We start from the raw sequence: 21,531 nt of genomic DNA on the forward strand, positions 1-21,531 counted from the left end.
TTGAGCCGTGCACGAGCGGTGCAGGGGACATCGCCGTGGCGCGAAGGGCGCGTGCAATGCCTTCACTCCAGATGGCTATCATGTGGCTCTCTTTCAGCGTAGGCAGTGCTTGTGTCGGTAGCTCTGGTCTGGTTCCGCCGTGATCTCCGTCTTCAGGACAACCCGGCACTGCAGGCCGCGCTGGAGGCCGGGCATACCCCGGTGCCGGTTTACATCCATGCACCGGACGAGGAGGGTGCGTGGGCGCCGGGCGGTGCGTCGAACGCATGGCTCCACCGCTCGCTGGCCGCGCTGGATGCGGACCTGCGTGCGCGCGGGTCGGCGCTGGTGCTGCGCCAGGGCGACAGCCGGGCGCAGCTGCAGGCGCTGATCGAAGAAACTGGCGCCGAGGCGGTGTACTGGAACCGGAAGTACGAACCGGCCACGCAACCGCGCGATGCCCGGATCAAGCGCGAACTGCGCGAGCAGGGCATCGAGGCGACCAGCTGCAACGGCAGCCTGATGTTCGAGCCGTGGGATATCGCCACGCTGCAGGGTGGGCCCTACAAGGTATTCACTCCGTTCTGGCGCAGTGCGCTCACCCGCATGAACATTCCGGCGGCCACCCGGCTGCCGCAGACCCTGCCGGGGCACGCTGCGAAAGGCGTGGCACTGAACACCTTGGGACTGGCGCCGACGCTGGACTGGGACACGCATTTCTGGGAGCACTGGCAACCCGGCGAAACCGGCGCGCAGGAAGCGCTGTCGGTGTTCATCGACGGTGCGTTGAACGGCTACCGCCAGCAGCGCGATCTGCCCGACCGCGTGGGTACGTCACTGCTGTCGCCGCACCTGCACTTCGGCGAAATCTCACCGTGGCAGATCGTGCGGCGGCTGGAAGCCGAGCGCAGTGCCAGCCGCGATGGCGACATCGATGGCTATATCCGTGAGTTGGGTTGGCGTGAGTTCTCCTACCACCTGCTGCACCACTTCCCGCAGACCCCCGAACAGAACCTCAACCCGCGGTTCGCGAACTTCAGCTGGGCCAAGCCGAATGCGACACAGCTGCAGGCGTGGCAGCAGGGGCGTACCGGCGTACCGATCGTCGATGCGGGGCTGCGCGAGCTGTGGGCCACCGGCTACATGCACAACCGCGTGCGGATGATCGTGGCCAGCTTCCTGTGCAAGCACATGCGCCAGCACTGGCTGCACGGCGCGCGCTGGTTCTGGGACACACTGGTGGATGCGGACCTGGCCAACAACACCATGGGCTGGCAGTGGGTGGCCGGCACCGGTGCGGATGCGGCGCCGTATTTCCGGATATTCAACCCGGTCACGCAGTCGCAGAAGTTCGATCCGCATGCGCGTTACATCACCCGCTGGGTGCCCGAATTGGCGCCGTTGCCGGTGAAGGCACGCTTCGCACCGTGGCAGTCGCCGTCGTTGCTGGCCGAGCTGGCGCCGGGCTATCCGGCGGTGCCACTGGTGGATCTGGCGGCCGGCCGCGAGGCGGCGCTGGCCGCGTATCGGCACACCGGCTGACGCCGGAAACCTGAACGAAATGCCGAATCCGTGCGTGTTCATCATGCCGGCATCGCGTCGGCGTGTTTATGCTTCTGGCCGTTCGCACGCCGACCGCCGGCACTTCAGGAGAAAACACATGATCCGATCCGCACCCCGCAACGTGGCCCTGGCCCTGATGACCGCTGCCGCCCTGTCGGCCTGCGCCACCGGTGGTTCGTACGTGCAGAGCGACCAGTACGGCAACCCGGTCGACCAGCAGAGCCGCACCGGCCGCAACGCGCTGATCGGTACCGCCATCGGCGTGGCCGCCGGCCTGCTGACCGGTGACAGCGCGACCGAACGTCGCCAGCACGCGATGGTGGGTGCGGGTATTGGCGCGCTTGCCGGCGCCGGCGTGGGTGCGTATCAGAACAAGCAGGAACGTGAGCTGCGCGAGCGCACCGCCAACACTGGTATTGACGTGCAGCGTCAGGGCGACAACATCGTGCTCAACCTGCCCGATGGCGTGACCTTTGACTTCGGCAAGTCGCAGCTGAAGCCGCAGTTCTACGGTGCGCTCAACGGCGTGGCGAGCACGCTGAACGAATACAACCAGACCATGATCGAAGTGGTTGGCCACACGGACAGCATTGGTAGTGACGCGGTCAACAACAAGCTGTCCAAGGAACGCGCCGATTCGGTTGCGCAGTACCTGACCGCCCAGGGCGTGCAGAGCGTGCGTATCGAGACGCTGGGTGCCGGCAAGGCCTACCCGATCGCCGATAACAGCACCGACGCCGGCCGCGCCAAGAACCGCCGCGTGGAAATCCGCGTGATTCCGTTGCAGCAATAAAAGGCGCAAGCGCCTTTTATTGCTGCGTTGCATCGGCCATGACGATGCAACGCAAAAATGCCGCCCCAACGGGCGGCATTTTCTGTAGAGCCGACTGTTAGTCGGCTACACCGTCCGCTGAATCGTCGGCATGCAGGAAGACGCGCTTCGCGCGTAGCCGACTAACAGTCGGCTCTACCCGTCGGCTCTACCCGTCGGCTCTACCCGTCGGCTCCGCCTGCCGCACCACCGCGACGATCAGGCGGTCACCGTCTCCAGGATCCGCTTCCCGGTCTCCTGCAGCTCCGCTTCGGCTTCCTTCTGCTGCTGCTTGGCCAGCTTCGCCGCCGGGCACTGGGCCAGCATGTAGTTGGCGTCGAAGTTGAGCTTTTCCACCAGGAAATCGACAAACGCGCGCACCTTCGGCGACACCAGCCGGCCGCCGGCGAATACCGCGTTGAAGTCCACTTCCGGGCCGGTCCAGCCCGCCAGCACACGGCGCACCATGCCCGATTCGATGAACGGCTTGGCCATCACATCGCCGGTAAGCAGAAGCCCCTCACCGCAGACCAGCGCGCCATTCAGCGCCGACGGATCGTTGGCCACAAGCAGCGGATTGACCGGGAAATCGCGCAGGTCGCCGCCGTTCTCGCCCAGCTGCCAGAAGAACCGGTTGTTGTTGAGGTTGCGGGCCTTGCGCATCGCCAGGATGCGGTGGAACTGCAGTTCGTCCGGGTGCAGCGGCTCGCCGTAGCGTTCGATGTAGGCGGGGCTGGCGAACACCTGCGTGCGCAGGCTGCCCAGTTTGCGCGCCACCAGGTTCGAATCGGGCAGGGCGCCCACGCGCAGCGCCAGGTCTGCTTCGCCCGCGATGAGGTCGAGCTTTTCGTTGCCCAGGTGCATGTCCAGCTGGATCTCCGGGTACTGGGCGTGGAACTGCCCCAGCAGCGGTGCGATCCAGGTGATGCCGATCGAATAGGGCACGGTGAAGCGCAGCCAGCCGCGTGGGCCGGACTGCAGCTGGTTGACCGCGCCTTCGGCCTCTTCCAGCTCGCGCGCGATGCGCTGGCAATGTTCGTGGTACACCGAGCCGGCCTCGGTCAGGCCCAGCCGGCGCGTGGTCCGGTGCAGCAGGCGTGCGCCCAGGCGCGTTTCCAGTTCCTGCACCTTGCGGCTGACGGTGGTCTTGGGCAGGCCGAGCGCGTTGGCAGCGGCGATGAAGCTGCCTTGCTCGACCACCTTGACGAAGATCAGCGTGTCGTTGAGATCGTGGGCCATGACGGAGTCCATATCGGGGGATGGGTAGGGTGCCCGAAAGATTGTGCCGGGTACGGGACGATTATTCCCCTTAATTCGGACTAATCAAGGGGGAGTTCGAGGACTAATCTGGCGCCATTCCCGAATTGGAGGACGCCAACCATGTGGTTGCAGAACATTCTAGGCCGCGTCATCGGCGGCCGCACGCCCTCGCTGGACCTGGCCCTGACCGTTGAAAAGCGCCCCTCGGCCTTCTCCGGCAAGGCTTTCCGCGAGTTCACCCCGCCCGCCAACCTGCAGCGCGGCGGCAGCCTGCGCCTTGGTGCCCGCAGCGGCGGCCGACTGGGCCGAATTGGGATTATCCCGGCGACGGGAGTTAAAGTCCCATGAACGGGACACTGGCCCCCGAAGTGCTGGTGCTTGGCGGCACCGGCAGCGTCGGGCAGGGCATCGTGGCTGCGCTGCTTGAGGCCGGCAGCCCGGTCCTGGTGGCTGGCCGCGACCCGGGCCGGCTTGCAGCGCTGCGCGAGCAGTTTGCCGACGAGCCGGGGCTGGAAACGCTGTTGGGCTCGCTCGCCGACGATGGCTCGGCGCTGGCCCTGGCCGAACGCATCGCGCAGCGGCCGCGCACGCTTGCTGCGGTCATCGATGCAATGGGCGGCCCCTATAACCGCGGCCGGGTCATCGACCGCAGCGGCGATGCGCTGCTGCAGGCGCTGCAGGCCGACGTGATGCCGCACGTGCACGCCGGCCGCCGCCTGCTGCCGCTGCTGCAGAGTGAAGGCCACCCGCGCCGCTATGTGCTGGTCGGCAGCCCGGCCGGCTTCAAGCCGTGGGCCGGCTATGGCGAAAGCTCCATCACCGGCGCCGCCACGCGCATGTACGCGCAGGTGCTGCACCAGGAAGCGCAGGCCCTGGGCGTGCGCGCGCAGATGCTGGAAGTGTGCAACCCGGTGTGCACGCCGAGCAACGCCGCGAACGCGTGCATCGAATGGCCGAGCGCGCTGCTGGTCGGCCGCCGCGTGGTTTCCCTGCTCGACAACTGCGTCGACAACCGCGCCATCGTGCGCTGCGACACCCGCGATGCGGAACTTCCGCGTGGACTGCTGCAACTGGACCGACCTCCCGCCTGGCGCGACATCGCCGGTGTCGCTTGACCTTTACCTAGGTTCAGGTCCCAGGCTACCGCCCCCGGCAGTACCACGTGATTTTGTTTTTCTTTGACCACCCCTACGTACGGATGCATTCCATGACTTCCTCCAATTCCACTCCGCATCGCTTCTCCCGACGGCTGGCCATGGCCGGCGTGTCGATCCTGGCCGCCGCGGTGCTGACCGCGTGCAGCGGCAGCCAGGCCGAAACCGCCGGCCCGCCGCCGCCGCAGGTCAGCGCCGCGCCGGTGCTGGTCAAGCCGGTCAGCCAGTGGGACGACTTCAGCGGCCGCGTCGAGGCGGTGCAGAGCGTCGAACTGCGCCCGCGCGTGTCCGGCTACATCGACAAGGTCAACTACGTCGAAGGTGACGAAGTGAAGAAGGGTGATGTGCTCTTCACCATCGACGCGCGCAGCTACCAGGCCGAGTACGACCGCGCCCGTGCCGAACTCACCCGCGCCCGCACCCAGTCCACCCTGGCGCGCAGCGAGTCCGAGCGCGCCAAGAAGCTGTCCGAGCAGCAGGCCATCTCCACCGAATCCTGGGAGCAGCGCCGCGCCGCCGCCGACCAGGCCGGTGCCAACGTGCAGGCCGCGCAGGCCGCGTTGGATGCGGCGGCACTGAACCTGGAATTCACCAAGGTGCGCGCGCCCATCAACGGCCGCGCGGGCCGCGCGATGGTCACCGCCGGCAACCTGGTCACCGCGGGCGACAGCGCTAGCGTGCTGACCACGCTGGTCTCGCTGGATACCGTGTTCGTGTACTTCGATGCCGACGAGGGTACCTTCCTGCGGTACGCGCAGATGGCACGCAAGGGCGAGCGCCCGAGCGAGCGTGACAGCGAGCTGCCGGTGAAGGTGGGCCTGTCCGGTGAAGAGGGCTTCCCGCATGCAGGCAAGGTCGATTTCCTGGACAACCAGGTCACCCGGAGCACCGGCACCATCCGCGTGCGTGCACTGCTGGACAACGCCGACCGCGCCTTCACCCCGGGGCTGTTCGCCCGCGTACAGCTGCTCGGCAGTGGCGAGTTCCAGGCCATGCTGATCGACGACAAGGCCGTGCTCACCGACCAGGACCGCAAGTACGTGTACGTGGTCGACAAGGAAGGCAAGGCGCAGCGCCGCGACATCCAGCTGGGCCGCACCGCCGAAGGCCTGCGCATCGTGCAGCAGGGGCTGGCGGCCGGCGACCGGGTGATCATCGATGGCGTGCAGAAGGTGTTCATGCCGGGGATGCCGGTGCAGGCCAAGGCGGTTGCGATGCAGCCGGCTGCGGCGGCTGCGCCTGTTGCATTGAATTGAAGAGCAGCCGACCAATGGTCGGCTCTACCGTGTCTTTCAACGCCCCGTGGGGCACCGCTCCCGCTGTCGTCTTCGACAGCGGCAGGGGTGCTGCACGCCGGCGTTGGTGAAAACCCAGGAATCCCCTAATGGACTTTTCCCGTTTCTTCATCGACAGGCCGATTTTCGCGGCGGTGCTGTCGATCGTGATCTTCGCCGCCGGCCTGATCTCCATACCCATGCTGCCGATCGGCGAGTACCCCGAAGTGGTGCCGCCCTCGGTGGTGGTGCGCACCGTGTACCCGGGTGCGAACCCGAAGGTGATCGCCGAAACCGTGGCCACCCCGCTGGAAGAGGCGATCAACGGCGTTGAGGGCATGATGTACCTCAAGTCGGTGGCCGGTTCGGACGGCGTGCTGCAGATGACCGTCACCTTCCGCCCGGGCACCGACCCGGACGATGCGGCGGTGAAGGTGCAGAACCGCGTGGCCCAGGCCCAGGCACGCCTGCCGGAAGATGTGCGGCGGCAGGGTGTGACCACCCAGAAGCAGTCGCCCACCTTCCTGATGGTGGTGCACCTGACCTCGCCGAAGGGCAAGTACGACACCCTGTACCTGCGCAACTACGCCCGCCTGCACGTCAAGGACGCGCTGGCGCGCATCCAGGGCGTGGGCGACGCGCAGATCTTCGGTGGCGGCGACTACGCCATGCGTGCCTGGCTGGACCCGGACAAGGTGGCCGCGCGCGGCCTGACCGCCAGCGACGTGGTGCGCGCCATGCGCGAACAGAACGTGCAGGTCTCGGCCGGCCAGCTCGGCGCCGAGCCGATGCCCAACAGCCAGTTCCTGACCCTGATCAATGCCCAGGGCCGCCTGCGCAGCGAGCAGGAGTTCGGTGACATCGTGCTCAAGGCCGGTACCGACGGTGAAGTGGTGCGGCTGTCCGACGTGGCCCGGGTGGAACTGGGTGCCGGCGATTACACCCTGCGCTCTCAGCTGGATGGCAAGAACGCGGTGGGCATCGGTATCTTCCAGGCCCCGGGTGCCAACGCGCTGGAGATCCGCGATGCGGTGATCGGCACGATGGACGAGATGCAGAAGACCTTCCCGGACGACGTCAAGTACGAAGCGGTGTACGACACCACCATCTTCGTGCGCGACTCGATCAAGGCGGTGGTCTCCACGCTGCTGGAAGCCATCGCGCTGGTGGTGCTGGTGGTGATCCTGTTCCTGCAGACCTGGCGCGCCTCGATCATTCCGTTGATCGCCGTGCCGGTGTCCATCGTGGGTACGTTTGCCGCGCTGTACGTGCTGGGCTTCTCGATCAACACGCTGAGCCTGTTCGGGCTGGTGCTGGCGATCGGCATCGTGGTCGATGACGCGATCGTGGTGGTGGAAAACGTCGAACGCAACATCGAAGAAGGTCTGACCCCGCTTGCCGCGGCGCACCAGGCCATGAAGGAAGTGTCCGGCCCGATCGTCGCGATCGCGCTGGTGCTGTGTGCGGTGTTCGTGCCGATGGCATTCCTGTCCGGTGTGACCGGCCAGTTCTACAAGCAGTTCGCCGTCACCATCGCCATCTCCACGGTGATCTCGGCGATCAACTCGCTGACCCTGTCGCCGGCCCTGGCCGCGCGCCTGCTCAAGCCGCATGACGCGCCCAAGGATGGCCCCACCCGCATCATCGACCGCCTGTTCGGTTGGGTATTCCGTCCGTTCAACCGCTTCTTCAAGTCCAGCTCGGAGAAGTACGAGCGCGGCGTGTCGAAGATCCTCGGTCGTCGTGGTGCGGTGTTCCTGGTGTATGCGGTGCTGCTGGTCGCCACCGGTTTCATCTTCAAGGTGGTGCCGCCGGGCTTCATCCCGACCCAGGACAAGCTGTACCTGATTGCCGGTGTGAAGCTGCCGGAAGGGTCGTCCATTGCCCGTACCGATGAAATGCTGCGCAAGGTGGCCAGGATCGCCCAGGAAACCGAGGGCGTGGCGCACACCATTTCGTTCCCGGGCCTGAACGCGCTGCAGTTCACCAACACGCCCAACACCGGCGTGGCGTTCATTCCGCTCAAGCCGTTCAACGAGCGCCATGGTCGCACCGCTGCCGAGATCAACGCCGAGATCAACCAGAAGATCGCCGGGCTGCAGGAAGGCTTCGCCTTCGCGATGATGCCGCCGCCGATCCTGGGCCTGGGCAACGGCAACGGCTACCAGATGTTCATCGAAGACCGCGGCAACCTGGGCTACGGTGCGTTGCAGACGGCGGTGAGCCAGATGCAGGGTGCGGTGGCGCAGACCCCGGGCATGGCCTTCCCGATCACCAGCTACCAGGCCAACGTGCCGCAGCTGGATGCCGAAGTGGACCGGGTCAAGGCCAAGGCGCAGGGCGTGCAGCTCACCGAGCTGTTCGACACCCTGCAGACCTACCTGGGTTCGTCCTACGTCAACGACTTCAACGAGTTCGGTCGTACCTGGCAGGTGATCGCCCAGGCCGACGGCCAGTTCCGCAACAGCGTGGAAGACATCGGCAAGCTGCGTACCCGCAACGACCGTGGCGAGATGGTGCCGATCGGTTCGATGGTGACCGTCAAGGAAACCTACGGCCCCGACCCGGTGCTGCGCTTCAACGGCTACCCGGCCGCGGACCTGGCCGGCGAAGCCGACCCGCGCCTGCTGTCGTCGGCCGAAGCGATGAACAACCTGACCGAAATCGCCGCCAAGGTGCTGCCGGTGGGCATGACCACCGAATGGACCGACCTGAGCTACCAGCAGGCCACCCAGGGCAAGGCCGCCTTCATCGTGTTCCCGGTGGCGATCCTGCTGGCGTTCCTGGTGCTGGCCGCCTTGTACGAGAGCTGGTCGCTGCCGCTGGCGGTGATCCTGATCGTGCCGATGACGCTGCTGTCGGCCCTGTTCGGCGTATGGTTGACCGGCGGTGACAACAACGTGTTCGTGCAGGTGGGCCTGGTGGTGCTGATGGGCCTGGCGTGCAAGAACGCGATCCTGATCGTCGAATTCGCCCGCGAGCTGGAAATGGGCGGCAAGGGGATCGTGGAAGCCGCGCTGGAAGCGTGCCGCCTGCGTCTGCGTCCGATCGTGATGACCTCCATCGCGTTCATCGCCGGCACCATCCCGCTGGTGGTGTCGCACGGCGCCGGTGCGGAGGTGCGCTCTGTGACCGGTATCACCGTGTTCGCCGGCATGCTCGGTGTGACCCTGTTCGGCCTGTTCCTGACCCCGGTGTTCTACGTGGCGCTGCGCAAGTTCGTCAGCCGCAATGGCGGCGGCAAGCTGGTCACCCACGGCGAATCCACCCTGCATCACTGATCCCGACCCCTACGAGGAATCACCCATGAATACCGCTACTTCCAAGATCGCCCTGGTCACCGGTGCCACCCGTGGCATCGGCCTGGAAACCGTCCGCCAGCTGGCCCAGGCCGGCGTGCACACGCTGCTGGCCGGGCGCAAGCGCGACACCGCCGTGGCCGAAGCGCTGAAGCTGCAGGCCGAAGGCCTGCCGGTGGAGGCGATCCAGCTGGACGTCGGTGATGCCGCCAGCATCGCTGCCGCCGTACAGGAGGTTACCGACCGCCATGGCCGGCTGGACATCCTGGTCAATAACGCTGGCATCCTGCTCGACGACCCCGCGCTGGCGCCGTCGGCGCAGACCCTGGACACCTGGCGGCAGACCTTCGACACCAACGTGTTCGCCGTGATTGCGGTCACCCAGGCGTTCCTGCCGCTGATCAAGGCATCGCCGGCCGGGCGTATCGTCAACGTGTCCAGCATCCTGGGCTCGCTGACCCTGCACAGCCAGCCGGGTTCACCGATCTACGGTTTCGCGGTGCCGGCCTACAACGCGTCCAAGAGCGCGGTGAACGCCTGGACCGTGCAGCTGGCCTATGAGCTGCGCGAGGGCACCACCAAGGTCAACACCGTGCACCCGGGCTACGTGAAGACCGACATGAACCGGGGCGAAGGCGAGATCGAAATTGCCGATGGCGCGCGCTCCAGCGTGGGCATGGCGCTGATCGGCGCCGACGGCCCCAACGGCAGCTTCACCTACCTGGGTGAGGTGCTGCCATGGTGATCCGTGTGTTGACCGCCGCCGTTGCCAGCGCGCTGCTGGCCGGCTGCGTCAGCGTCGGCCCCAACTACCAGGCACCACCGGCGCAGCCGGTGGTCCTGCAGGGCGCCGCCGCGCCGGTGTTCAGCACCACCTCGCCGGTGGCCAGCTGGTGGGCGCAGTTCGATGACCCGGTGCTGGAACAACTGGTGCACGACGCTCTGGGCGACAACCTGGACCTGCGCATCGCGATGGCGCGCGTGCGCGAAGCCCGTGCGGTGTTCGTCGAGCAGCGCCTGGACCAGCTGCCGCACGTGACCAGCGGCGGCAGCTACGACCGCCGCAAGCAGCCGGACCTGACCGCCGGTGGCGAGCGTGTCTTCAGCGAAACCTACCAGCTTGGTTTTGACGCCGGCTGGGAGCTGGATCTGTTCGGTCGCCAGCGCCGTGCCGCCGAAGCGGCGCGTGCGGACCTGGGCGCCGAGCAGGACAATCTGGCCGACGCCCAGGTCACGGTGGCCGCCGAAGTGGCGCGCAACTACTTCGAACTGCGCGGCACCCAGAAGCGCATCGAAGTCGCCAAGCGCACGCTGGTGAACCTGCGCGACACCCAGAAGCTCACCGAAACCCGGTGGGACCTGGGGGCGGGCAGCGAACTGGACGTGCAGAGCAGCCGGGCGCGGTTGAAGGCGATCGAGGCCGACATTCCGCTGCTGGAAGTGGCCGAAGTGCAGTCGCGGCATCGCCTGGCGGTGCTGCTGGGGCAGCGCCCGGACGCGTTGGACACGCTGCTGGAACCGCGTGATGCCGCACCGTATGCCAAGGCATTGCCGCTCGGCGATACCACCGACCTGCTGCGCCAGCGTGCCGACGTGCGCGTCGCCGAGCGTCGCCTGGCCGCCGCCACGGCGCGGGTTGGCGTGGCCACCGCCGATCTGTTCCCGCGGATCAGCCTGAGCGGGTTTGTCGGCTTCCTGTCCGGCGATGCCAGCGGGCTGGTCAACGGCAACAACAAGGCGTGGTCTGTGACCCCGTCGATCAGCTGGGCCGCGTTCGATTTCGGTACCGTGAAGGCGCGCCTGCGGGCCAGCAAGGCCCAGGCCGACGGCGCGGCGGCCGAGTATGAGAAGGCGGTGCTGCTGGCGCTGGAAGACACCGAAAACGCGTTGACCCGCTATGCCAAGCAGCAGGCCCGCCTGGCCATCGTCGCCGAGCAGGCGCAGGCCGCCCGGCGTGCCGAACAGCTGGCGCAGATCCGCTACCGCGAAGGGTCGGAAGATTTCCTGACCCTGCTGGATGCACAGCGCACCCAGCTGGCGGCGGATGACGCGTTGGCGGCGGCCGAGTCGACAGTGAACGTCAGCGTGGTCGGTGTGTACAAGGCGCTGGGCGGTTGGGGCCAGCAGCAGGATGCAACCCCGCCGGCGGTGGCCGGCACGATGCGGTGAAGGAACGCGGGGGGCGGCAACAGTCGCCCCCTGCACCTTTTGTAATGGTTCGCCGCAATGGCGTACCGGAGAACCCCGCGCTGACGGCTTTGCCTCTGCCGGGTAGGAGCGACCCGGTGCTAAAAACAGTCCCTGCCCGGGGATATGTGTAATGCAACGGAATTGCTGGAAGCCGCCACGTGCGGGAAAGGAAGAACAGGCTTCGGCGTCCTCTGGACTGTCCCCAGGCGTGATTGTGTTGCTGGTTGTCGCCGCCCTCACCGTGAGCCTTGGCTTCGCGCGCTTGCCCGACAGCCTGCTCGGCATCGGCGTAGTGGGCGTCGGCGTATTCTTGGCCATCAGCGCCCGGATCTGCCAGGCCCGCGAACAGCATCAGGCCCTGTGCAAAGCACTCGAGGGCCTGCGCCGGGGGTAGCTTCGCATCCCGATCGACTGCCGTTGGGTTTCCGGGAACCGCCTGTGCTCCGTTGAGCGTCACGCGTTACCGATCAAGGCGTGGACGCGGCCGGGAACACCAGTTCTGCCAGGACCGGGTAGTGGTCCGACGGCACCACGCCGCCCGGTTTTTGGTCCAGCGTAGCGAATCGGTTCACACCAAAGCCGCGGACCAGGATCCAGTCGATCTCGGCGGTGGGCGTATCGCTGAAGTTCTGGAAGGTCAGGCGCGGGCCTTCGACCTTGCGTGCCAGCTTGCGGGCATCGGCCAGCCCAGTGGTGAACGCCGCATACGTGGTGCTGCCCGGTTCGCTGTTGAAATCGCCGGTGACCACCACCGGGATGTCCTTCGGCAGTGCGGCCAGGCGCTGGGTGATCAGCTTGGCGCCCAGTACGCGGCGCGGCTCGTCTTCATCGCGGTAGGGCAGGTGGGTGTTGTACAGGTAGAAGCGCTTGCCGTCGGCGGCACGTTCGAACAGCGCCCAGGTCACCATGCGCGGCATCAGGTTGCCCCAGGTGATGCTGCCGGCCACCTCCGGTGTATCGGACAGCCAGAAATTGCCCGATTCGACCACCTTCAATGCGGCGCTGTCGTAGAACACGCCCATGTGCTCCTCATTGTCGCCGGGCCCACGCGGCTCGCCGAACCACCGGTAGCCGGGCAGGTGCTGCACCAGGTAGTCGGCCTGGTTGGTCTTGAGCTCCTGGGTACCGAACACCACCGGGTGCTGCTCGCGCAGCAGCGCCACCATCGCATCGCGACGGTCCTCCCAGCGCTTGTTCGGCTCGGTGTCCACCGGGGTGCGGACATTGAATGACATCACCCGCAGCGGCTCGGGCGCCTTGGCCAGGGCGCAGCCGAGCGGCAACGCCAGCGCGATCAGGGCCAGCAGGGCCGGACGACGAAAAGCAGACAGCATGGGAATCCCTCCATTCCGTGAAATCGTTTGCAGAGGGTGCCATGGAATGACCGGGCCCGACTATGCGGACGTTGGCGGCAGCGGCGGGCAGCGGCTCAGCTGCCCAGCAGCACGATCCCGACCGTCATGTTGATCGCCGTCCCCAGCGCGAACACCCACAGCGCCGACAGTACCGAGTTCAGCCAGGAGCGCTGCAGGGCGACCTTCAGCCAGCCGGCCTGGACCACCAGGTACCAGCCGGCCGAGATCACGCCGGTGGCGATCCCGAGCGTGGTGGAGAGCTCGCCGGGCAGGCGCACGAACACCATGCTGGTGGACAGCGCCACCGCGAACGGCGCGGTCAGGTAGCACTGCATGAAGAACGGGCGGCGCAGCGATTCGCGGGTCATCGGCACGCGCTTGCGGCGCAGCAGGTGCACGGTGGCGATCAGCGGCCAGATCGCGAAGGTGATGGAGCGGTACAGCAGCAGGCTTTCCTCGTTGCCCATCACCGTGCGCGACAGCTCGCTGGTGCCGGCCACGGTCTGGTGCATCAGCAGCTCCACCCCGTGCGCGACCAGCACCGCCAGCATCAGGAACATCGGCGGGCTGATCGCATCGTCGAACTGGCGCTCCAGCTTCTGGGTCAGTTCGGTGTTCACGTACTGCGCCATCCGCCGCGGATGCATCACCACCCGGTACAGCGTGCGCGGGAAGAACAGGAACCAGGTGCAGAGCTCGTACAGGAACTCTTCGAGCGAACGCAGCAGCTTGAGGAAATCCATGCAGGCCTCGGGGTGGGCACTGGCACGCAGGGCGCAGTAGCCCAAGCATGTCCTAACGCCGCCGTGCCGTACAGGGCTGCGTTGCCTTCACGACAGGCCGCGGTCCTGCCGCCACTGTCGGAAAAAGGTAAGCAGTTCCGGAGACGGTACGGTGTGGACTGCCTCGGGAAGTGCGGGTTCGATGGAAGCCGGGGAGGGCGTCCCGTATTCCTCCAGGTAGCGGACGGAGAATGTCTGCGCGTCTGGGAACACTTCACGCATCTGCGGGATGACCACGCCGCCGCAGGACGGGCAGGCGCCCAGTATCGTGCTCAGTCTGAAGCTGACCACGTTTCGGTGCGTGCCCATGCAGCTGGCAATCAATCGCTCGGAATCCACACTGCGGTCGAACACCAGCGTGCGGGTGTCATCGGCATGGCGCAGCACCGGCAGGCTGGTGATCTCGGGCAACGGTGCCACCCCCTGCATGGCAGCGCGGGCATCCACGAAGCGGGTACCGTCGGGCAGGCTCGGGTTTGTGCGCAGGTGGATGTTGCGTGCGCGTTTTCCGCCGGAAAGGGCGTAGTAAATCGTGCGGGTCCCGTCCGATTCCACTACCTCTGCAAACGCCAGGTTCGCCCCTTTCAGATGGTCCAGGATCGGCCGCCCCGCCTCGGGCAGGGCCAGCGCCGCCGCATCGATGCCCGACCAGGCGCCTTTGCCGCCGGTGGCCGGCAGCAGTGCGTTGAGGAACTCGGCCACCGACGCCCGTTCCTCCTCGCTGGCGCTACCCAACGCTTTCCAGTCGGGAACGCGTTGGCGGGCCAGGCGCAGGAATGTGCGCTGCTCGCTTTGACCGGTGAGCACCTTGTCCGCATAGCGGCCGAGCACATCGGGACGTCCGCGGTCGGCGAACCACGACACGTACGCTTCGTAGGTCGGGAAACGTTCGGCGAGCTCGGGGCTCAACGTGGGCTGTATGTAACCGAAGACCAGCCGCGCGATGTTCTCCCGGTCCTGCTCGAGATAGGGGCGCAGCAGCTGCACACGATAGGTCTCCGAAGCGCGCAGGAACTCGTTGATTTCGGTGTCGTCACGGCCCGGTTCGAGGCGGGTGAAGTGCAGGGAGGTTCCCGCGTCCTCACTTGCCGGCAGCGCGGCGTGGTAGAACACGCCGTCGTCCGGTTCGATGCACAGGGCGCGCTGGAACGGCGACTCGATACGGATCGCGCGCAGCCGGCGCGCATCGTCGATTCCCTTCACCAGTGCGCCGACATCCACCACGGGCAGCCGCTGCTGCAGACGGTCGATGTCCGCGTCCGCCAGCGATCCGGGCAGGCCGAACGTACGCGCGTCCGCCAGCGTGCCCTGAAGCGTAGCGGGATACATCACGCTGGCGGGCAGGCCCAGGGCCTCACGCACCGCGGCCGGCACCGGCACCAGTTGTGGCGTTTTCGGACCCGGCGTATACGAACAGACCTGGCCTTTGTGCACCATCAGGCGCAGGGGGCCTTCGCCTTCAGGTGCCGTATGGGCCAGGTCCAGGGTGAATTCCCGCGAGGCAGCGGCAATGCCCTGCAGGCGCGCAGGCCGCAGTGCGTCGGTCTGCAGGTCCTTGGCCGCATCTGGTACGAACCGCAGCCGCGATTGCAGCACGCAGGGTATAGCCTCCAGCGATCGGCGTGGCCGGCAGCGTACCGGCACCTCTCGCCATCGGCCGGCGAGCCCGCGATCCTCCGGCTTGTCGATCCGTTCGAATGCATCGCCGGCGGTAGTGAGCCGGTAGTGCTGGTCTCGGATCACCACTTCCCAGTCGTCGCGGCCGTGATCGAGGAACTGCGCCGGTGTATCGCCGATGGCGACCTGCAGTCCGTTTTCGCTTCGCGTGACGGGAAGCGATGGCGGCAGGCCATGTTCCAGTGTGAATGCCTCCAGCGCCGGCCCGTAGGGCTGACCGCTGTACACGTCGTAGCGGTGCCACGCGCGGCCTCGGGCCATGGCCAGCACCGTGCGTCCATCGGACAGTCGTGCCTCGGCCAACGACGGCGTCAGCGCGCGTCGTGCCTGCAGGTCCGCCTCCGGCACGCCGCCGCTTGCCAGCGCCTGCTCAAACGCCAGCGCCGTGCGTTCCGCCGTCGGGCTGCTGCGCAGCACCTGCTTCAACCACTCCGCGCCCTGCAGTGCGAGGTTCCAGGCATGGCTACCGAACCACAAACTGCCCTTGGCCACGTCGCGCACGGTGCCCACACCGCCTGCCATCACCAGCGATGTGCCCAGTGCCTGCAAGGCGCTTCCCGCTTCGGCGGCAATCGACTGGATGCCGCGTTCGCCGGCAGTGCGCACCATGCACACCGTAGTGGCAAGGAATTCGTTCAACGGCACCAACATCGAGGCAGCGTCCATTGCGCAGCCGAAGAGGGTGCCGGCCGACAGCTCACCCGCCCGCAGCTCCTCGACACATTGGTAGAAGGGGGCGAGGGCCTCGGCCAGCAGATTGAGCCGGTGCAGCTCCTGCTGGCGACGCTCTTCCAGCCCGGTGAGGTGGCCCAACTCGTCCGTGCGCGCCTGGTCCAGCCGTGCCTGCCACAGGTGCGCAGCGGCAGCGGTGGCGACGCGGGGATAGGTGCGCACACCGTCACCGGCGACCGTGACGCTGTACGGGGTCAGGGTCAATCCAGCCAATGGCGTGAGCTGGTCGCCATCGCGACGGCGCTGGACCGCGCCGTCGAACAGGCCGTTGAAATCGACCAGAGTGCCCAGCGCATCGGCTTGCCACACGCGGCGCGCCACGCCCGCCTGGGGAATGATCTCGAAGTGCACCGGTTCAGCGCCGGGCTCCGGGGGCCGACAGCGCAGCAGCAGCCCATGGTCGGCCTGCCGCTCATCGCAGCCCACGCGCAGGGGCGTGCATTCGGCGCGTTCGATCAGCTGCCGATCGGCAGCAGGCAGGCCGTCCAGTACCGTGCCGATCAACCCTGCCAGCCCCGTTTCGACCGTGCGTTGCCAGGCGTCGAAGGCGCTCTCGAAACGGCTGGCCGTGGTTGGACCATTGGTTGAAACCCAGGCGTCGGCCACCACCAGCGCCTGCAGCGTGTCGTTGTTGGTAACCACTGCACGCGGGCGTGGATCGCCGGCCACGCCAGCGCCCGGCCCATCCGGTGTGTCCAGTCCGTACAGATGCAACGCGTACCCGAGCAGGCGTGAGGGCACGATGCCGTGGCGTGCCAGGCGGGCGTCGCCGATGTCGGCCGGTCGCTGCGACCACAGCGCCTCTTCCACGCCGGCCTCGCGCAGGGTCTGCGCGGCGATCGCCATGCGCTGTGGCGGCGGGCTGGCCAGCTGCTGTACGTGGACTGCATGTGCGTCCTGGTCGGCCTTCAGCAGAACGAGCGCATCGGCCATTTGCTGGCCGGTAGCCGCCTCGAACCGGGTGAGGTTGCCGATCCCGCCATGTGCGGTTGCATACGCCAGCGCCGCCGGCACCAGCGCGCGTGCCCAGATCGCATGCAGGTCGTCGTGCCCGCCGGGCGGTATTGCGGGCTGCGCCAACTGCGCGGGCAGCGCGCAGACCGCATCGAAACCAACGCGGCTGCAGGCACCGGGCTGCATGGCCTCCAGCAGGGTTGCGCCGTGCCGCAGCGCCACGCTCTGCAGCGAGCGGCCGTACGTGAGCCAGTCGGGTACACCGCCCACCTGCAACGCGGGCTGGTCCAGCTCGCTGGTCAACAGCCAGTACATCACCTCCAGTGCCGCAGGCGACGCGTTGATGTTCGTGTCGAGAATGCTGGCGCGCAGTTCGTGGACGAGCTGGATGACCGGCACCTCCACTACCGCGGGGGCGGCGAAACGCTCACGAAACCCGTCGATTCGCGCACGGCCAATGTAGCGCTCCAGCATCCGCTGTGCGAGCAGCGTCTGCGCGCCGCGCATCGAGACCTCCGGTTCACCGTCGCCGCCCAGCCACCCCGCCTCGGCCAGCAGCGGTCGGCACACTTCCGCGAACTGGCGCGTGCGCGACATCAGCGCCCAGGCATCGGGGGCAGTCAGTGGCTCGGCATCGCTGCCATCGTGCTCATCGGGGTGCAGCAGCGACAGCCCGAACTGCTCGAGAAGGTCATCCAGCGGTGGCAGCTCCACTGCATGGGGCCCGGCGGCGTGCGGGCGTTCCGGCGGCGCCCGCAACGCGAATTCAGGCAGGGCCGCATCGTCAGGGTTGTGGGCCCCCGCATCGGATGTGCTGCCCTGGGGCAGCACGGGGAACGAAAGCGGTGCACGCGGGGCCGGCGCGGCGCGTAACGCGGGCGGCAGCAACGCTGCACCGAACGCCAGGGCTTCATCGACGGTCAGCGCGGGATGGCGCGCGCGCAGCTCGATCGCCAGCGACAACACCGGTGCACTGTCCACGGCCGGATCGCCCGGCACGTCCCAACGGACGCCGGGGACTGCCAGCTGTGCTTCGGCCGACGCGCCAAGCAGGGCGGCGCAGGTGCTGGCCGACAATGGCGTCTGGCGGTCCAGGCGTGATCCCGCGCTGCGCCCGGCCACCGAGCCGAGCAGGCGCTGCCAGACGAGCTGCTGCGCATCGTCACTGGCGCACCACAGGTCCAGCGCCTGCGGCGCGTCCATGATCCGGGTCCACAGAGTGGGCATCGGCGCGGAGGTGCGCGCGTCCGCAGTGATGGCGATGGCATGCTTGACGGTGTGGACCACGCCTTCGCGGTTGCTGCGCATGCCCGGCGCGCGCCACAGCGCCGCCAGCGCGCTGTCCGGCAACAGGGTCAGCCATTCGTCCGGCGACAGCTGCCAGATCGATCCGCGCTGGAAGCGGTCGCGCCAGATGCCTAGCGCGTCCGCCCCGGGCGCCGCTGCCAGCTGCCGGTAGAAGCCGTGGACCAGCTCGGGGGTGACCTCGTCCACCGAGATCTCCACGGCTTGCGCCACCAACTGAAGGCTCTCACCCCCGCGTTGCAGGCGCAGCAGGTCGCGCGCCTGCTGCTGCGGATCGTCCGCGATCCGGTCGCGACCGAGCAGGTGCTGCAGCACGGCAGCCGGCAAGGGCAGCGTCACGGTCATCGGTCGCAGCAGGGGGCGGAGTCGTTCGGGCGTATTTGCAAGGTCCAGCGCCTCCAGGCGCGCCAGGGCGCTGGACGCGCGGGCGCCGCCGGTCCAGGCGAAGAACCCGGAGAACGCCGGGTAGGCCCGTCGATACCAGGGATCGGCCTGCGCCATCGGCAGGTCAACGCCTGCATACAGATGCAGCACCGGTGCGATCAGTGCGCCGGTCAGTACGCGCAGGTCGTTGCGGCGGGGATCGATCAACGACTGCGGCGGTGGCTCCAGATCCTCATAACGGGCCAACGAGGCGGCGATGCGATGGAACAGCGCGCCCAGTTCCGTGACCCAGTGCGTGCCTGTAACGGCCGCCTTCCGTTCCAGGTGATCGCGCCAGTCGGCTGCGGTCGGTGCCTTCCCGCGCCAGACCCAGCCTGCGCCGAACCGCAGCGGATCCAGGTCCCGGCGCAGCGTGACCAGCAGGTCGGCCAGCAGCGTGTCGGCACGGTCGAGCAGGTTGAAGCCGGTCTCGTCCAGCAGCGCAGGCTGTGCCTGGACCAGCCAGGCGCGCATGTCGGCAACGCTGGCGCCATGCGGCAGGGGCCAGCCGTAGGCCTGGTGCATGCGGGTGCGGTGCGCCTGCAGCTGCGCCTCGGTCAGCGGTATCGCCAGTCGGCCGGCAACGGTATCGGTGGTCCAGGCCAGTGCATCGAAGTGCGCCTGCGCGTCGGCGACGACGCCCGGCTCCTGCGCCTGCAGGAATGTTGCGGTCGCACGACCGATACCGGCCAGGCCATGTAGTGCGCGCCGTTCGCCCGTGGCACGCGCCGTGTGGGTGAGCAGCTCCAGCATACGGGTGAATGCATACGCGCGTGCCAGGTTGCCGCCGTCGGCCAGGTCCCGACGCGCATCCTCGGGCAGCATCGGCAGGCGCTGCAACGCGGCGTACCACGCGCGCAGCGGGGGCGAATCGAAGAAAGCCGCAAGCGCTTCCGGATCGGGGGCGCGGTGCTGCAGGTCCAGGCCGGCCTGCGCGAAGGCATCGTTTACGGCCGCATGCAGGCCGCCAGGCGTACGCGGAACCTGCCAGTCCAGCGTGTCCCACCAATCGCCTGGGGCGAGGCGATCGATCAGTGGCGCCAGCAGCGGCAGCGGCAGCCTGCCCTGTACCGGCACCATCGCCTGCGCGGCGGCGCCATTGAACACCCCCGCGGACGGGGATGCACTCGACACGGGAATGCCCAGGTCGGTCAAAGCGCCTGCCGCGGCGCACGGGGCGAGCGCTGCCTGTTGCCACCGCACCAGATCGAGCGGCGCCGGATGTCGGTCTTCCGCCACCGTCGCGGCCGCCGGCCCGCTCGGCTGCGCCGCCAGGAAGTCGCCGATTGCGGCGGCCTGCTCGCGCAGCATTCCGGGCACCCGGTGCCGTTGCTCCCAACACTGCCCGGGCACGGCAATGGCAGTACTGGGGCGCTGGCGGCCCAGCAGCGCACGGCCATGATCGGCCAGCCCCGGATGGCCCGCGACCGGTGTGCACACGACGGCATCGACCGGACCGGCCCACGCGCCGCCTTGCCCGAGCGGCTGCGCCGCGTTCGCCACCGCGTCGGGTCGCGGCAGCGACGTGCCGTCCAGCAGGGCGGCGCCGGATGCGGCCGCAAAGCTGAGGTCGAAGCCGGTCTTCAGCAGATGCTGCAGCTGAAATGGCGCGCTGAGCAGGCTGACCAGCGCGCGCGAGGCGCTGTCGTAGCGGCCCAGCGGCTGTACGCAGGCGGGCAGGTCGACGCTGGCCTCGCGCGCGACCTCCAGCAATGCCACGGCGAGCGCGGGAGCCGCTGTCGGTGCCTGGAACTGCACCTCGGCCGTACCGCGCTGCAAGGCGGCCAGACGTTGCCGGATCGCCGCCATAGACGCGGCATCGCGCGCCTCGGAGAACACCACCGGCAATCCCGCCCGCAGGTCGAGCAGCCCTGCATCGCGCTGCTCGTGCTGGCGAATGCAGTGCAGCGCCCGCTGCAGGGTCTGCGGCGATGCATCCGGCGCGAGCTGCGCGAGTTGCGCGGCCATGGATGCATGGCGCGCGGGTGTGTCCTGGCCGAGGAACCGCGAGCGCTGATGCTGCCGCGCAAGCTGCCGCGCATCGGTGCCTGCCTGTTGCCCACGCTGCGCTGCCAGATGTGACTGCCACGCGCCCGGCGCGACCTCCAAGGGGCGGTAAAGCGCGTCGTGCAGGTACTGCAGCAGCGGATCGCGGGCGGCGGTGGCGGCGTGCAGGCGCGGCCGTTCGGCCATGCATTCCACCTCCCAGTGCGCTTGCGGCAGGTGCAGGGCGTACTGCAGCACGCAGCGCCATGCCGCCGCTTCGTCCTGGCTGCAGGCCGGCAAGGCGCACCGTGCGGCGAGCCACTCCGACAGTGCAGTGCCCAATGGGGTGCCGGGCAGTCCACCCTCGAGCAGGGACTGCAGCAGCGCCGTGTCGATCGGCCCCTGCGCAAGGGCGTCGGCCAATGCCAATAACCGCGCGCGCGGCACGCCGATCAGCGGCACGTGCAGGATTGGCCGTGCCTGCACGCAGTTGTGTACCTGCTTGGGGGTTGCAGCTGGATGCGCGTGCGATGAGATTGGAGCGGCGTTCTGAAGCGCAACGGAATTAACAGCGGGCAGCATCGGGCAACGGGACATCGTCGGCACAGGCAAAGGCATCACGACAGGCGCAGGGGGCGCGGGGAGGGCGCCGATCCTACGTATGGCCTTGCACGCTGCAATCGACAACGCTAATGGAAGCTGACTGGTAGAGAGGCGGCATTCATCGAGATCATTGCGGCATGGAGGATGCCGGCAGGTGGGCAGCGCTCGCGCTCCGGAACGGCGG

The 21,531-nt window shown here is 67.9% G+C and carries 13 protein-coding genes; 9 read left to right on the forward strand and 4 right to left on the reverse strand.

Translation table 11 applies throughout. The annotated features are described in order from the left end of the window. Positions 1 to 111 precede the first annotated feature (111 nt). Complete coding sequence (locus BAY15_RS08375) at positions 112 to 1,521, forward strand: cryptochrome/photolyase family protein (protein ID WP_068851090.1); 1,410 nt, start codon at positions 112 to 114, stop codon at positions 1,519 to 1,521. A gap of 118 nt (positions 1,522 to 1,639) precedes the next feature. Continuing rightward, on the forward strand, positions 1,640 to 2,335 hold the full coding sequence (locus BAY15_RS08380) for an OmpA family protein (RefSeq protein WP_068851093.1): 696 nt from the start codon (positions 1,640 to 1,642) through the stop codon (positions 2,333 to 2,335). Positions 2,336 to 2,572: 237 nt separating this feature from the next. Here BAY15_RS08380 and BAY15_RS08385 read toward each other — a convergent pair whose 3' ends face one another. Next, positions 2,573 to 3,592 (reverse strand): LysR family transcriptional regulator, encoded by a 1,020-nt coding sequence (locus BAY15_RS08385; RefSeq protein WP_068854629.1) that lies wholly within the window; start codon positions 3,590 to 3,592, stop codon positions 2,573 to 2,575. 141 nt (positions 3,593 to 3,733) lie between these two features. On the opposite strand from BAY15_RS08385, the gene BAY15_RS08390 reads away from it, so the two are divergent. The 7 genes from BAY15_RS08390 to BAY15_RS08420 all read left to right on the forward strand — a co-directional run bounded on the left by BAY15_RS08390 (position 3,734) and on the right by BAY15_RS08420 (position 11,924). After that, positions 3,734 to 3,961 carry a hypothetical protein gene (locus BAY15_RS08390; protein ID WP_068851096.1) on the forward strand — a complete coding sequence of 76 codons (228 nt, stop codon included), beginning with the start codon at positions 3,734 to 3,736 and terminating at the stop codon, positions 3,959 to 3,961. After that, entirely contained in the window at positions 3,958 to 4,728 is a 771-nt protein-coding gene (locus BAY15_RS08395; RefSeq protein WP_068851100.1) for an SDR family NAD(P)-dependent oxidoreductase, read from the forward strand. Before BAY15_RS08390 ends, BAY15_RS08395 begins: the two co-directional genes overlap by 4 nt. A 92-nt stretch (positions 4,729 to 4,820) precedes the next feature. Beyond that, entirely contained in the window at positions 4,821 to 6,023 is a 1,203-nt protein-coding gene (locus tag BAY15_RS08400) for an efflux RND transporter periplasmic adaptor subunit (RefSeq protein ID WP_068851102.1), read from the forward strand. Between the two features lie 128 nt (positions 6,024 to 6,151). Continuing rightward, the gene (locus tag BAY15_RS08405) at positions 6,152 to 9,322 is read left to right on the forward strand and encodes an efflux RND transporter permease subunit (protein ID WP_068851105.1); all 3,171 of its coding nucleotides are present in this window, start codon (positions 6,152 to 6,154) and stop codon (positions 9,320 to 9,322) included. A 25-nt stretch (positions 9,323 to 9,347) separates the two neighbouring features. Then, entirely contained in the window at positions 9,348 to 10,085 is a 738-nt protein-coding gene (locus BAY15_RS08410) for an SDR family oxidoreductase (RefSeq protein WP_068851108.1), read from the forward strand. After that, entirely contained in the window at positions 10,079 to 11,509 is a 1,431-nt protein-coding gene (locus BAY15_RS08415; RefSeq protein WP_068851111.1) for an efflux transporter outer membrane subunit, read from the forward strand. Before BAY15_RS08410 ends, BAY15_RS08415 begins: the two co-directional genes overlap by 7 nt. A 229-nt stretch (positions 11,510 to 11,738) precedes the next feature. Next, positions 11,739 to 11,924: a hypothetical protein gene (locus tag BAY15_RS08420; RefSeq protein ID WP_306298147.1), complete on the forward strand. Its 186-nt coding sequence runs from the start codon at positions 11,739 to 11,741 to the stop codon at positions 11,922 to 11,924. Positions 11,925 to 11,997: 73 nt separating this feature from the next. Here BAY15_RS08420 and BAY15_RS08425 read toward each other — a convergent pair whose 3' ends face one another. The 3 genes from BAY15_RS08425 to BAY15_RS08435 all read right to left on the reverse strand — a co-directional run bounded on the left by BAY15_RS08425 (position 11,998) and on the right by BAY15_RS08435 (position 21,341). Continuing rightward, complete coding sequence (locus BAY15_RS08425) at positions 11,998 to 12,864, reverse strand: endonuclease/exonuclease/phosphatase family protein (RefSeq protein ID WP_068851115.1); 867 nt, start codon at positions 12,862 to 12,864, stop codon at positions 11,998 to 12,000. Positions 12,865 to 12,959: 95 nt separating this feature from the next. Continuing rightward, positions 12,960 to 13,628, reverse strand: coding sequence for a hypothetical protein (locus BAY15_RS08430; protein WP_068854630.1), 669 nt, complete (start codon positions 13,626 to 13,628; stop codon positions 12,960 to 12,962). An 87-nt stretch (positions 13,629 to 13,715) separates the two neighbouring features. Beyond that, a complete protein-coding gene (locus tag BAY15_RS08435; RefSeq protein ID WP_157771709.1) occupies positions 13,716 to 21,341 on the reverse strand; it encodes a deaminase domain-containing protein in 7,626 nt (2,541 codons plus the stop codon). Positions 21,342 to 21,531 lie beyond the last annotated feature (190 nt).

The sequence above is a fragment of the Stenotrophomonas rhizophila genome, assembly GCF_001704155.1.
Taxonomy (GTDB): Bacteria; Pseudomonadota; Gammaproteobacteria; order Xanthomonadales; family Xanthomonadaceae; genus Stenotrophomonas; species Stenotrophomonas rhizophila_A.

Bases quoted from the DNA above. Each gene is read 5' to 3' on its own strand.
- BAY15_RS08380 (WP_068851093.1), top strand. From the start codon at position 1,640: ATGATCCGATCCGCACCCCGCAACGTGGCCCTGGCCCTGATGACCGCT.
- BAY15_RS08385 (WP_068854629.1), bottom strand. From the start codon at position 3,592: ATGGCCCACGATCTCAACGACACGCTGATCTTCGTCAAGGTGGTCGAG.
- BAY15_RS08390 (WP_068851096.1), top strand. From the start codon at position 3,734: ATGTGGTTGCAGAACATTCTAGGCCGCGTCATCGGCGGCCGCACGCCC.
- BAY15_RS08395 (WP_068851100.1), top strand. From the start codon at position 3,958: ATGAACGGGACACTGGCCCCCGAAGTGCTGGTGCTTGGCGGCACCGGC.
- BAY15_RS08400 (WP_068851102.1), top strand. From the start codon at position 4,821: ATGACTTCCTCCAATTCCACTCCGCATCGCTTCTCCCGACGGCTGGCC.
- BAY15_RS08405 (WP_068851105.1), top strand. From the start codon at position 6,152: ATGGACTTTTCCCGTTTCTTCATCGACAGGCCGATTTTCGCGGCGGTG.
- BAY15_RS08410 (WP_068851108.1), top strand. From the start codon at position 9,348: ATGAATACCGCTACTTCCAAGATCGCCCTGGTCACCGGTGCCACCCGT.
- BAY15_RS08415 (WP_068851111.1), top strand. From the start codon at position 10,079: ATGGTGATCCGTGTGTTGACCGCCGCCGTTGCCAGCGCGCTGCTGGCC.
- BAY15_RS08425 (WP_068851115.1), bottom strand. From the start codon at position 12,864: ATGCTGTCTGCTTTTCGTCGTCCGGCCCTGCTGGCCCTGATCGCGCTG.
- BAY15_RS08430 (WP_068854630.1), bottom strand. From the start codon at position 13,628: ATGGATTTCCTCAAGCTGCTGCGTTCGCTCGAAGAGTTCCTGTACGAG.
- BAY15_RS08435 (WP_157771709.1), bottom strand. From the start codon at position 21,341: ATGTCCCGTTGCCCGATGCTGCCCGCTGTTAATTCCGTTGCGCTTCAG.